The organism is Stenotrophomonas bentonitica, from assembly GCF_002887735.1.
In the GTDB taxonomy this organism is placed as follows: Bacteria; Pseudomonadota; Gammaproteobacteria; order Xanthomonadales; family Xanthomonadaceae; genus Stenotrophomonas; species Stenotrophomonas bentonitica_A.
In genome coordinates, this window is record NZ_PKQP01000013.1 from 1 (window position 1) to 13,265 (window position 13,265).

Sequence of the window (13,265 nt, forward strand, 5' to 3'; positions counted from 1 at the left end):
CCGCCGACCTCCTGCATGCCATGCAGGCGCTCTCCCAGCTGAGCTATGGCCCCACGTTGTACCGCGAGCCGCCTAGTATATCTGCCTGTTCACGTTTGTGGAAGCCTTTCGGGCATCCGCATCGCAACCGCAGTAGGCGGTGAACAAAAAGACCCGGCATGCCGGGCCTCGGTGTTCTTCTGATGAGTGGCGTCCCCACGGGGATTCGAACCCCGGTCGCCACCGTGAAAGGGTGATGTCCTAGGCCTCTAGACGATGGGGACGCATAAACTCATCAAATTGTTCAGCACACCGAACGGCCTAAGGTCCGGAGTGGTGGAGCCAGGCGGGATCGAACCGCCGACCTCCTGCATGCCATGCAGGCGCTCTCCCAGCTGAGCTATGGCCCCACGATGCTGGAGGCGGAATTCTACGCGGCCGTGAAGCATTCGCCAAGTCTTTTTTCTGAAATACCGAAGAAAGAATGCATGCAGGCATCCATCTGCAGAGGCTGATCGTTGCCCGCGCGAGTGCACCAGCACGCACGCGATAAAACAGGCCGCCAATGCCGAGCGTTGCTCGATGCGGCACAAACAAAAAGCCCCGACCGAAGTCAGGGCTGTTTGTTTGAAACTGGCGTCCCCACGGGGATTCGAACCCCGGTCGCCACCGTGAAAGGGTGATGTCCTAGGCCTCTAGACGATGGGGACGCACGAAAACTTCAAATTTTGTCACTGCAATCTGATCGGCCTAATGATCGGATTGGTGGAGCCAGGCGGGATCGAACCGCCGACCTCCTGCATGCCATGCAGGCGCTCTCCCAGCTGAGCTATGGCCCCACGTCGTGAGGAGCGAAATCATAGCGACGACGTTTTGGATTGGCAAGAAAAAAGTGAAGAAATATCGTCATGCAATCCGCGGTCACTCGCCGGGCAGTCGTTGATGGCGCAGCCGCAGTGCATTGCTGATCACCGAGACCGAACTCAGACTCATCGCCACCGCCGCCAACATCGGCGACATTACGATGCCCAGCGGATACAGCACGCCGGCTGCAACAGGAATGCCGAGGCCGTTGTAGAGAAACGCAAAGCCCAGGTTCTGCCGCATGTTGCGCACGCTTGCAGTGGACAGCTGGCGCGCACGCAGGATGCCGCGCAGATCGCCCTTGACCAGCGTGACCTGTGCGCTCGACATCGCCACATCGGTGCCGTTGCCCATCGCGATGCCAACGTCCGCACTCGCCAGCGCCGGCGCGTCGTTGATGCCATCGCCGGCCATCGCCACCTTGCGGCCCTGCGCCTGCAGCGAACGGATCAACGCGGCCTTGTCGGCGGGGCGCATCTCGCCGTGGACGTCATCCAGGCCGAGTTCCCGCGCGACGGCTTCCGCGGTGGCCGCGCCGTCGCCGGTGGCCATGACGATGCGCAGGCCATCGCGGTGCAGCTGCACGATCGCTTCGGCGGTGGAGGCCTTGATCGGGTCAGCCACCGCGAGCAGGCCGCCAAGCTGGCCGTCGACGGCGAGGTACATCACGCTGGCCGCGGTGCTGCGCAAGTGCTCGGCACGTTCGCGCAGCGTGTCCAGCGCGATACCGTGTTCGTCCATCAACGCGGTATTGCCAAGCAGCAGCTGCCTGCCGTCCACCGCGCCCTGCACACCCATGCCGGTCAGGGAATCGAAATCGTCCACGCTGGCCAGCGGCATCCCGCGCGCGCGTGCTTCGGCCACGATCGCGGCCGCCAACGGATGCTCGCTGCCCTGGTCCAGGCTGGTCGCCCATTGCAGGATCTGATCGGCAGCGAAGGGCGTCACCGCCTGTACGTCACGGAACGCTGGCTTGCCCTCGGTCAAGGTACCGGTCTTGTCGACCACCAGCGTGTCGATCTGGCGCAGTGCCTCGATCGCCTCGGCATCGCGGAACAGCACCCCGTGCTGCGCGGCGCGACCCGTGGCGACCATGATCGTCATCGGTGTGGCCAGCCCCAACGCGCACGGGCAGGCGATGATCAGCACCGCTACCGCGCTCAGTACCGCATGCGTCCATGACGGCGCCGGACCGAACAGTCCCCAGCCGAGGAACGTCAGCACCGCGACCGACAGTACCGCCAGCACGAACCAGTACGCGACGGTGTCGGCCATGCGCTGCATCGGGGCGCGTGAGCGCTGCGCCTGCGCCACCAGCTGCACGATCTGCGCCAGCATGCTGTCATCGCCAAGGCGATCGGCACGGACGACCAGGCTGCCAGTGCCGTTGAGTGTCGCGCCGATCACCGCGTCGCCCACGGCCTTGGCCACTGGCACCGGCTCACCGGTGAGCATGGATTCATCGATGGAGGAGCGGCCTTCGACGACCGTGCCATCCACGGGCACCTTCTCACCCGGGCGCACGCGCACGCGGTCGCCGGGCTGCAGCGCGGTAATGTCGACGTCTTCCTCGCGGCCATCCGCGCGCAGCACGCGTGCGGTTTTCGGTGCCAGGCCGAGCAGCGCCTTGATCGCGGCGGATGTTTTTGCCCGTGCGCGCAGCTCCATCAACTGGCCGAGCAGCGTGAGCGAGATGATCATTGCTGCGGCCTCGAAATAGACGCCGACATGCCCGTGCTGCTGGAACGACGGCGGGAACAGACCGGGCGCGACGGTGGCGACCACGCTGTAGCCGTACGCAGCGAGCACACCCGTCCCGATCAGGGTCCACATGTTCGGGCTGCGGCTGCGGATCGACTGCGCCCAGCGCTGCAGGAACGGCCAACCGGCCCACAGCACCACCGGCGTCGCCAGGGCCAACTCGATCCACACCCGCAGATCGGGCGCCAGGCCATGCAGCACGGGGGTCATCGCCAGCATCGCCAGGGCCATCGTCGCCACACTCAGCGGCAGGCTCCACCAGAAGCGGCGGCGGAAGTCGGTCAACTCGGGGTTCTCGCCTTCCTCAAGGCTGGGCATCGCCGGTTCCAGCGCCATGCCGCACAGAGGACAGCTGCCGGGACCGTCCTGCACGATTTCCGGGTGCATCGGGCAGGTGTACCGCGTGCCGGCGGGGGCTGGTTTGACGACGCCAGCAGGTGCGGCCAGATAGCGCTGCGGGTCGGCAATGAACCTGCGTCGGCAGCCATCGCTGCAGAACGCGTAGTCGTTGCCGTCATGGCGGGCATGGTGGGGCGTGGTGGCCGGGTCGACCATCATCCCGCAGACAGGATCCCTGACGGTGCCTGCATTGGTCGCCGTGGCGCCGGGGTGATCGTGGGCGTGCGTCATTGGCGGACGTCCGTCAACGCCGACAGGATCGGGCACTGCGCGTTGTCGCCGTGCCCGGGGCAGGCCTCGACCAGGTGCTTGAGCGCCCGGTGCATGCGCTGCAGCTCGTTGATGCGCTGTTCGATATCGGCGAGTTTGTTCACTGCGCTGTCGCGGATCTGTGCCATGTCCTGGCCGCGCTGATCGCTGAAGCCGAGCAGGTCGGCGACTTCATCCAGGCTGAAACCCAGCGCCTTGGCGCGACGGATGAACTGCAGCCGGGTCAGGTCGGCCTCGCTGAAGACGCGGTAGCCGCCGGCGCTGCGGCGGGCGGTGGGCAGCAGCTGCTGCCGCTCGTAGTAGCGCACCGTATCGATGGGCACGCCTGCCTGGCGCGCGAGCTGTCCAATGTTCATGAGCACCTCGTGGATGACCCGGTCATTGTGGACCCTGGAGTCTGGTCAAGGGTCAAGCCTTGCTGGAACCCAACTGAAGATTCATCGCGCGTGAAATTTGCAATTAGTTGCATGGTCGTCCTCGCGGGACGCCCGTAGCCTCAGGCCATCTTATGTACAGACCTGTTCTGCCCGGCCCCGTGTCGGCAGGCATTGTTCAAGGAGAATGGCCATGGACGCACCCCGCAACACGCTGCAGCCGGACCGCCGGCCGGACGCGCCGACCCTGATGGAAGTGGCGGTCGTTGAATTCCCCGGCAGTCTGCGCGCCGCCGCACCGGTGCTGTCCGAACTTGCCCAGCGCTGCAACCGCACAGTGGCCGCGGGGCGCCGCACCGGCGCACGGATGCTGGTGACGCGATGGACGATGTCCAGCCGGGGCATGCAGCGCGTTGCTGGCGCCGAACTGTTCGGCGATGCACTGCCGGCGATCATCGTCATCCCCGGCAGCGAATCGAGCTGGTCCATGGCACCGCCGGACGAACGCCTGCTGGCGTGGCTGCGCGAATGCCACGATGGCTGCAGCCTGCTCGCGGCCTGCGACGAGGGTGGCCTGCTGCTGGCCGCGGCGGGCATCCTGGCCGGCCGCCCGGTCAGCGTGCCCGATCCGGCCCGTTGCCAGGCGCTGCGCACGATGGTGCCCAGCTGGCAGCCGTGTGAACGGACCCTGGTCGACGATGGCGATCTGCTGACCGCCGCCGGACCGGACGCATGGAAGTATCTGAGCCTGCGCCTGATCGCACGGGTCTATGGGCAGAGTGTGATGAATACCGTCATCCAGCAGTTGCAGCTGATGATTCCACGCACGGAACTGGATGATCTGGAACGCTTCAGCGCCAACTTCGCCCACGGCGATCGCAGCATCCTCAAAGCACAGCGCTGGCTGCATGGCATCGCTGCCCGGGGTGTGGGGCTCGACGACATCTGCGTGCAGGCCGGGCTGGAACCGCGCACGCTGCAGCGTCGGTTCCTGAAAGCCACCGGGATGCGCCCGATCGAGTATTGCCAGCGCCTGCGCATCGCCAAGGCGCAGCTGCTGCTGCAGGCCGGCGGCGTCGTGGACCAGGTTGCATGGGCAGTGGGGTACTCGGACCAGAGCGCGTTCCGCCGGCTGTTCCTGCGTATTGTCGGGCTGACTCCGGCACGTTATCGCCGCCAGCTCGCTGCCCAGCAGCGTGAGCGGGCGCACTCACGCCCGGTCGCCCGGGTGCTTGAATCGATTCGTCCGGCTGCCTGAATCGCACGACTGTCGCGTGCTTGATCCCCTGTCGGCTTGCTGGGACCATGCCGGCGGGCCCGATGCAACAGCCGTCGCCACGTGGCAGATCACGGGCGGCGGCGGAGAAAAGCAATGATCAGCAGTGTAGGCCCGGTACCGCTTGCGGTCGTGTGGGTGTTGGTGGGTCTGGCCATCGCGATGCTGGTGGCCAGTGTGGTGCGTGCTCCAACAATCGAAGGCGTGCCGCGTCCGCGGTCGCTGGTGGTAGACATGCTGCTGCTGGGGCTGCTGGCCGGACGTGCGGCGTTCGTGATCTGGCACCTGGGCGACTATGCGCAGGATCCCTGGGGCGTGCTGCGCATTGGCGATGGCGGCTTCCTGGTGTGGCCGGCGATGGCGGCGGGGCTGGGATGGGGCGCCTGGCGCCTGCGCCGCTGGCCGTCGCTCCGGCGGCCGGTCGTGGCCGCCGCCCTGGCCGGCGTGCTGAGCTGGGCGGTACTGTCGGCGGGTGCTGGCTGGCTGCAGCAATCGCGGGTAACGCTGCCGGCGATCAGCCTGACTTCGCTGCAGGGTGAGCCGATCGCATTGGCCGACACGCAGGGCACCCCGGTGGTGGTCAATCTCTGGGCGAGCTGGTGTGGCCCCTGCCGGCGCGAGATGCCGGTGCTGGCTCGCGCGCAGCAGCGCCACCCGGACATCCGCTTCCTGTTTGTCAACCAGGGTGAAGCCCGCGAAGAGGTCGAGGGTTTCATCGCCGCCGAGCAGCTGACGCTGGACAACGTGCTGCTTGACGAGGCTGCGCTCACCGCCGAGCGGCTGCAGGTGCATGCCTATCCGACTACCCTGTTCTTCGACGGCCAGGGCCGGCTGCAGCAGATCCATCTGGGCGAACTCAGTGCCGCCGGCCTGCAATCCAAGCTCGACAGCCTGTAAGGGTGGTCGCGTTGTCATGTTCCTTGAATCCAGGAGTCACCATGAAGTTGAAGTCCTCGCGCCCATTGGGCACCGTGCTGGCGGTCTCGCTGTTGATGGCCCTGGCCGGGTGCAGCCAGGCGCAGACGCCCAGCGCCGCTGATGCCGCGCCGGCCAAGGGCGGTGCCGATCGCCCGGCGGTGCTGAAAGGCATCGAGAGGCACGGCTTCGAGGTGATCGGCGAGTTCGACGCGCCCGGTGGCCTGCGCGGCTTTGCCGGCGTGGTCGGTGGGCAGCAGCCCGCGGCGGCCTACGTCACCGCGGACGGAAAGCACGTCGTGGTCGGCAGCCTGTTCGATGCCAACGGCGAGGATGTGGGGGCGGCACCATTGGAAAAGCTGGTGGCCAAGCCGATGTCCGAGCGCAGCTGGAAGAAGCTGGATGAAAGCGCGTGGGTCCGTGATGGCCGCGCCGATGCGCCGCGCGTGGTCTACACCTTCAGCGATGCGAACTGCCCGTATTGCCATCGTTTCTGGGAAGCGGCGCGGCCGTGGGTGGACGCCGGCAAGGTGCAGTTGCGCCACGTGATGGTCGGCGTGATCCGTGAGGACAGCCCGGCCAAGGCGGCGGCGATCCTCACCGCGCCCAACCCCAGCGCCGCGTTGCTGGAGAACGAACGGCTGTTCGATCGCGGCGGAATCAAGCCGGCGGCTTCGCTGACCGCGGAGGTCGCCAACAAGCTCGATGCCAATCAGCTACTGATGATCGAACTGGGCTTCCAGGGTACGCCGGGTATTCTGTTCAAGGATGCCCAGGGCATGGTACAGCGCCGTTCCGGCATGCCCCAGGGCGATGACATGACCGTGGTGCTCGGCCCGCGCTGAGCCGAACCGGGTATCACTGCACACCGCGCCGGGCTCTGCCCGGCGCGCTTGGTTTGGGCGTCGTGCGGCCTGGCCCGGATGCGTTGACGCATTCGGCTTGATTTGGATCAAGGCTGAAAACGGGGCGGTCGCTAAGCTGCCCCGATGCGCTATTTCATGGATTGCCCCACACGCACCGGACGCGCGACTGCCCAGTCAGAAAACTGCCTGACAACATTCACGGCATTCTCACTTTGCGATTGTTACTCAGGGCGCTGGCTGACACGCACATGCGTGGCTGTCATCAGGGATGAGGGGATCCCGTGCGAGCGTACCCACGCACGCGATGCGTCCGCCGGCTTGACCGCCACCGGACCACGCGCATGCGGAGGTCGCGCGCATTGCAGTGCCGGGCTGCGTGCCGGTTGCCTGCGGCGTCATGGACGCCTGCCGGAATCGACACGTGGAACTGTGTACGGTTCAAGGAGGACGTGATGCGTTTGTCTGTATTGACGGTCGCATGCGCGGCAGCACTGGCTGCGGCGCCCGTGTACGCGCAGGATTCGGCCGCCGCGTTGCGGCAGGATATCCAGACGCTGCGGCAGACGCTGGAGCAGATGGAGAAACGACTGCAGGCGATCGAGTCCGGGCAGCCTCCACCTGCCTCGCCGGCCATCACGGCGGCGACTGCGTCCGGTACGGGCGTCACGCCCGCCCCCTTGCCAGCGCCCCTGACGGCCCAGGCCCAGGTGCCGGGCATGGGTCAGGCGATTCTGCCGCAACGCGATTCCGTCGCCGATCCCTCCAGCGCCGCCTCCCGCCCGGACAGCGCCGCCGGCCCGACCGATCCCGAGCTGAAAGGCTTCTTCGCGATCCCCAATACCGATACGCTGATCCGCATCGGCGGCTACGCCAAGCTCGATGCGATCGCCGATTCGCGCGCAGCCGGTGACCAGGAACAGTTCGTCACCTCGTCGATTCCGGTCGGCAGTGCGCATCGGGATGTCTCCAGCTTCACGCTGCATGCCAAGCAGACCCGCTTCAGCTTCGAAGCGCGGCGCCCGACCACGCATGGCAACCTGCGCTTCTATCTGGAAAACGACTTCTTCGGCAGCAGCGACAGTTATCAGTTCCGCCTGCGCCATGCCTACGGGCAACTGGGCAATACCTACGCCGGTTATGGCTATTCCACGTTCATGGATGCCGACAGCCTGCCCGACACCCTGGATTTCGCCGGGCCGGGTGGGGCGGGGTACCTGCTCGTGGCCGGCATCCACCACAGCTTCGCAATGGGCAAGGGGAACACCCTGACCGTGGCGGCCGAGGATCCGGATACCCAGTTGAGCAACCCCGCCGAGGGGATCATGCCGGTGGACCAGCTGCCGGACGTCACCGTAACCGCGCGCATGGAGCGTGACTGGGGCCATCTGCAGCTGGGTGCGGTCGCACGCAGCCTGGGGTACGACGGCGATGCCGGCGATGGCCGGCGCTTTGCGGGTGGCCTGCAGCTCAGCGGCTCGGCCGCGGTGGGCGAACAGGACCTGCTGTTGTTCGGCGCGCTCGGCGGCAAGGGCCTGGCCCGTTATACGGCCGACCTGACCGGTTCGGGCATGGACGCGGTGGTGAGCGCAGACGGGCGGCTGCAGGCGTTGTCGCTGTATGGCGGCTTCGTTGGTTACACCCATTACTGGTCGCCGCTGTGGCGCTCGAACCTGATCTACGGCCAGCTCACCAGTGGACGCAACGATGCGCTGGCCGCCGATGCGTTCCGCCAGAGCCGCTACGGCGTCTTCAACCTGCTCTGGAGCCCGGCCCCGTCCTGGACGATGGGCATGGAACTGCTCTACGGGCAGCTGGAACAGCAGAGTGGACAACGCGGCGACACGATGCGGCTGCAGGGCAGCCTGCAATACAACTTCATCAAGTAACTCCCAACGCCCGGCATGACCGGGTCCCTGCCTGGCAAAGGAGCAAGCGTCATGGCAAAAGCGAAGAAAATCGGGGTGGTCGGTGCCACCTTCCTGGTGGCCGGCAACATGATGGGGTCGGGGGTGTTCCTGTTGCCCTCCAGCCTGGCCAAGATCGGCACGGCCTCGATCTGGGGTTGGCTGATCACCACCGCCGGCGCGCTGCTGCTGGCCTTCGTGTTTGCCAAGCTCGGCAAGCTGGCGCCCAAGGCCGGTGGTCCCTATGCCTACGCCAGGGACTGGTTCGGCCCTTACATGGGTTTCCAGACCAACACCATCTACTGGTTCGCCAACTGGATCGGCAACGTTGCCATCCCGATCGCGGCAGTCGGCTACTTCAGCTACTTCTTCCCGATCCTGTCCGAGCCGTTGCCGCGCTGCATCGCGGTGCTGGCGCTGGTCTGGGCGTTGAGCTTCGCCAACGTGGTCGGCCCCTCGTTCGTGAGCAAGCTGCAGACGGTGACCACCAGCTTTGCGCTGGTGCCGATCCTGGGCATCGCGATCTTCGGCTGGTTCTTCTTCGACCCGACCATCTTCAAGGGGGCCTACAACGTCTCCGGCGAGTCCAACTTCGGCGCGATCTCCAGTGCCGCGGCGTTGACCCTGTGGGCCTTCATCGGCGTGGAATCGGCCTCGGTGACCGCCGGGGTGGTTGAAAACCCGGAGAAGAACGTGGCCCGCGCGACGCTGGGTGGCGTGTTCCTGGCCGCGATCGCCTACATCGCCAGCTCCTCGGTGATCATGGGCATGGTGCCCAATGGCGACCTGCAGGTTTCCGATGCGCCGTTCGCGCTGGCGGCGGCCAATGCGGTCGGTGGCTGGGGCGGGGCGCTGGTGAGCCTGTGCGCCTTCGTGGGCGCGGCCGGCTCGCTCGGTGGCTGGATCCTGCTGACCGCGCAGAGTGCCAAGGCGGCCTCCGATGACGGCCTGTTCCCGAGCATCTTCAGCAAGACCAACAAGGACGACGTACCGGTCAAGGGCGTGCTGATCGTGGCGGTGCTGATGACCCTGGCGGTGCTGGTCACCTCCACCTCCAAGACCGCCTCGGCCCAGTTCGATGTGATCACCTCGGCGGCGGTGGTGCTGACCCTGCTGCCGTACATCTACTCCTGCGTGGCCTGCTACTTCGTGGTCGAGCGCTCGCACACGCTGGTGCACACCGGCGCGTTCTGGCTGCTGACCAGCGTCACCGTTGTGTACTGCCTGTGGGCGATCTTCGGGTCGGCCGGCAACATCGTGCAGTACGCCTTCCTGTTCGTGCTGTTCATCACGGTGTTCTACCCGTTCTTCAGCGAGGAGCGCCGCCGCCAGCGCGGCCAGCTGCCCGCGCTCGACGCCGCCGTCCGCACGACGCTTTCGTGATATTGCCCCAGGAGAATCCCTGTGTACTTCAAGTCCCTTGATTACCCGATCATCGTCATCGACGACGACTACGAATCCCCGCGCATCGGCGGCATCCTGATCCGTGCGCTGGTGGACGAGCTGCGCAAGAATGACCAGCGCGTGCTTTGCGGCCTGACCCTGGCCGATGCCCAGGCCGGCGCGCGCACCTACGTGGCCGCCTCGGCGGTGCTGATCTCCATCGACGGCACCGAGGAGAACCCGGAGCAGTTCCAGCGCCTGCTGGGCTTCCTGCGCGAGCAGACCGCGCGCCGCGCGAACCTGCCGGTGTTCCTGTACGGCGAGCGCCGCACCATCGAGAAGGTGCCGAGCAAGCTGCTCAAGTTCGTGCACGGCTACATCTTCCTGTTCGAAGACACCAAGAGCTTCATCTCGCGGCAGGTGATGCGGGCGGCCGAAGACTACATGGCCAATCTGCTGCCACCGTTCTTCAAGGCCCTGATCCACCACACCGCCGAGTCCAATTACTCCTGGCACACGCCTGGCCATGCCGGCGGCGTGGCGTTTACCAAATCACCGGTCGGCCGTGCGTTCCACCAGTTCTACGGCGAGAACACGCTGCGCAGCGACCTGTCGATCTCGGTGCCGGAGCTGGGCTCGCTGCTCGACCACACCGGCCCGATCAAGGATGCCGAGAACGAGGCGGCGCGCAACTTCGGCGCCGACCACACCTTCTTCGTCACCAATGGCACCTCGACCGCCAACAAGATCGTCTGGCACGGGACCGTGGGGCGGGGCGACGTGGTCTTTGTTGACCGCAACTGCCACAAGTCGCTGCTGCACGCGCTGATCATGACCGGCGGCGTCCCGGTGTACTTTACCCCCAGCCGCAACGCGCACGGCATCATTGGCCCGATCAGCCTGGACCAGTTCACGCCCGAGTCACTGCAGCAGGCCATCGCCGCCAACCCGCTGGCCAGCAAGGCCTACAAGGCCGGCTCCAAGCCGCGCATCGCGGTGGTCACCAATTCGACCTATGACGGGCTGTGCTACAACGCCGAAAAGATCGCCGAGGAAATCGGCAGCGCGGTCGATTTCCTGCATTTCGACGAAGCCTGGTATGCCTATGCCGCGTTCCATCCGTTCTATGAGAACCATTACGGCATGGCCAAGGGCAAGCCGCGCGAGCAGGATGCGATCATCTTCACCACGCACTCCACGCACAAGCTGCTGGCCGCGTTCTCGCAGGCCTCGATGATCCACGTGCGCAACGCCGCGACCCAGGCGCTGGATGCCGAACGCTTCAACGAAGCCTTCATGATGCACACCACCACCAGCCCGCATTACGGCGTGATCGCCGCGTGCGATGTGGCCTCCAAGATGATGGAAGGCGCCGCGGGCGAGTCGCTGGTGCAGGAGATGCACGACGAGGCGATTGCCTTCCGCCGCGCGATGCTGCATGTACGCGAGGATCTGGGGCGCGACGACTGGTGGTTCAGCGTGTGGCAGCCGGACAAGCTGGAGCGTTCGCTGGCCAAGGGCGATGCGCCGGCCCCGATGGTGGCCAAGCGCAGCGAGTGGTACCTGCAGCCGGACGCTCACTGGCATGGCTTCGACGGCCTGGTGGATGACTACGTGCTGATCGACCCGATCAAGGTGACCCTGTTCACGCCGGGACTCTCGATGGACGGCGAGATGGGCCAGCGCGGCATTCCGGCCGCAGTGCTGAGCAAGTTCCTGTGGACCCGCGGCATCACGGTGGAGAAGACCAACCTGTACTCGGTGCTGTTCCTGTTCTCGATGGGCATCACCAAGGGCAAGTGGAGCACCCTGGTCACCGAGCTGATGGCCTTCAAGGAGCTCTACGACAGCAATGCGCCGCTGACCCGCGCACTGCCGCAGCTGGCGGCCGAGTTCCCGATCGCCTACGCCGGGTGGGGCCTGCGTGACCTCTGCGATGCGCTGCACGCCTTCAACGGCGAGTTCGGCGTGGCCGAAGTGATGCGCGCCATGTACGTGGATCTGCCCGAGCCGGTGATGACGCCCGCCGAAGCCTATGACCATCTGGTCCGCGGCCAGATCGAACGGGTCGACATCGAACAGATCAGCGGCCGCATCGCCGGCACCATGCTGGTGCCTTACCCGCCGGGCATCCCGACCATCATGCCGGGCGAGCGATTCGGCGCCAGCGATGAGCCGATCATCCAGTCGTTGCGGATCGCCCGTGAGCAGAACGCGCGCTTCCCGGGCTTCGAGTCGGATGTGCACGGGCTTATCATCGACACCGACGGCGATGCGCCGAGCTACAAGGTGGAGGTGCTGAAGGTCTGACGCCTGCGCGCAGGACCCTCGGCCAGCGATGGATACAGCACGCGAGCAGCGGGTCCTCAAATTCTCCATCGGGGTGACGATGGCGGTCAGCGCCATCGGCTTCATCGGTGGCCTGCTGGTGGGATCGCAGGCCATCCTGTTCGATGGCGTCTACAGCCTGGTGGACGTGGCGCTGACCCTGGTGGCGCTGTCGGTACTGCGGCTGGTGGCGCGGGAAGAAAGCCCGCGCTTCCAGTATGGCTACTGGCACCTGGAGCCGATGGTGGAGGCGCTTGGCGGGGCGATCCTGTCGCTGGCCTGCATCTATGCGCTGGCCAACTCGGTGATCGGGCTGACCACGGGCGGGCATGAGGTCAAGGCCGGGCCTGCGCTGCTGTGGGCGGCCCTGCTGTGCGTGAGCAATCTGGCGATGGCGGCCTTCGTGCGCACCCGCGCGATGCAGCTGCACTCGGCGCTGCTGTGGCTGGACGTGCGGGCCTGGCTGCTCAGCGGCATGATGAGCCTGGCGGTGGTGCTGGCGTTTGCGATCGCGCTGTTGCTGCGCGATGGCGAGCATGCGCACTGGATACCCTATCTGGATCCGCTGGTGCTGGCCGCGATCAGCGTGGCGGTACTACCCGTACCGTTGCGCAGTGCATGGAAGGCCATGCGCGAAGTGCTGCAGGTGGCGCCGGATACGCTGGATGCGCGCGTGCAGGCGGTGATGAAGGACTTCGTCGCCGAACACGGCTATCTGGATTTCACCAGCCACGTGGCCAAGATGGGCCGTATGCGGTTTGTGGAGATCCACATCCTCACCCACCCGGAGACGGTGATCGGCAACATCGGCAATGTGGACCGGCTGCGTGATGAGATCGCCGAGCGCCTGGATGCGCGCGGCAGTGAGTTCTGGTTGACCATCGATTTCACCGCCGATCCGGCCTGGACCTGATCGATCCCTGACCGCGCGATCACGACCGTCCAG

Annotated in this window: 9 protein-coding genes and 4 tRNA genes; 7 read left to right on the top strand and 6 right to left on the bottom strand. The window is 66.1% G+C overall.

From position 1 onward, the window contains the following. Positions 1–187: 187 nt before the first annotated feature. The 6 genes from C0R07_RS17840 to C0R07_RS17865 form a co-directional block, all read right to left on the bottom strand. Positions 188–263: transfer RNA gene (locus C0R07_RS17840), tRNA-Glu, on the bottom strand. 50 nt (positions 264–313) lie between these two features. Then, positions 314–389: transfer RNA gene (locus C0R07_RS17845), tRNA-Ala, on the bottom strand. A gap of 224 nt (positions 390–613) precedes the next feature. After that, positions 614–689, bottom strand: a tRNA-Glu gene (locus C0R07_RS17850). Positions 690–742: 53 nt separating this feature from the next. Continuing rightward, positions 743–818, bottom strand: a tRNA-Ala gene (locus tag C0R07_RS17855). 82 nt (positions 819–900) lie between these two features. Further along, positions 901–3,234 (bottom strand): heavy metal translocating P-type ATPase, encoded by a 2,334-nt coding sequence (locus C0R07_RS17860; protein WP_083298714.1) that lies wholly within the window; start codon positions 3,232–3,234, stop codon positions 901–903. Then, on the bottom strand, positions 3,231–3,629 hold the full coding sequence (locus C0R07_RS17865; protein ID WP_070470841.1) for a heavy metal-responsive transcriptional regulator: 399 nt from the start codon (positions 3,627–3,629) through the stop codon (positions 3,231–3,233). The genes C0R07_RS17860 and C0R07_RS17865 overlap by 4 nt, the downstream gene beginning before the upstream one ends. A 211-nt stretch (positions 3,630–3,840) precedes the next feature. Here C0R07_RS17865 and C0R07_RS17870 point away from each other — a divergent pair, with 211 nt between their 5' ends. From C0R07_RS17870 to C0R07_RS17900, 7 genes are all read left to right on the top strand, one after another. Beyond that, entirely contained in the window at positions 3,841–4,905 is a 1,065-nt protein-coding gene (locus tag C0R07_RS17870; RefSeq protein ID WP_102789581.1) for a helix-turn-helix domain-containing protein, read from the top strand. A gap of 114 nt (positions 4,906–5,019) precedes the next feature. Continuing rightward, the gene (locus C0R07_RS17875) at positions 5,020–5,820 is read left to right on the top strand and encodes a TlpA disulfide reductase family protein (protein WP_102789582.1); all 801 of its coding nucleotides are present in this window, start codon (positions 5,020–5,022) and stop codon (positions 5,818–5,820) included. A gap of 41 nt (positions 5,821–5,861) precedes the next feature. Then, positions 5,862–6,683: a thiol:disulfide interchange protein DsbG gene (gene dsbG / locus C0R07_RS17880; protein ID WP_102789583.1), complete on the top strand. Its 822-nt coding sequence runs from the start codon at positions 5,862–5,864 to the stop codon at positions 6,681–6,683. A gap of 473 nt (positions 6,684–7,156) precedes the next feature. Beyond that, the gene (locus C0R07_RS17885) at positions 7,157–8,590 is read left to right on the top strand and encodes a DcaP family trimeric outer membrane transporter (protein WP_102789584.1); all 1,434 of its coding nucleotides are present in this window, start codon (positions 7,157–7,159) and stop codon (positions 8,588–8,590) included. Between the two features lie 51 nt (positions 8,591–8,641). After that, on the top strand, positions 8,642–9,991 hold the full coding sequence (adiC, locus tag C0R07_RS17890) for an arginine/agmatine antiporter (RefSeq protein ID WP_102789585.1): 1,350 nt from the start codon (positions 8,642–8,644) through the stop codon (positions 9,989–9,991). A gap of 21 nt (positions 9,992–10,012) precedes the next feature. Beyond that, positions 10,013–12,301, top strand: a complete 2,289-nt coding sequence (locus C0R07_RS17895) for an Orn/Lys/Arg decarboxylase N-terminal domain-containing protein (protein ID WP_102789586.1) — start codon at positions 10,013–10,015, stop codon at positions 12,299–12,301. 28 nt (positions 12,302–12,329) lie between these two features. Further along, positions 12,330–13,232, top strand: a complete 903-nt coding sequence (locus C0R07_RS17900; protein WP_019185030.1) for a cation diffusion facilitator family transporter — start codon at positions 12,330–12,332, stop codon at positions 13,230–13,232. Positions 13,233–13,265 lie beyond the last annotated feature (33 nt).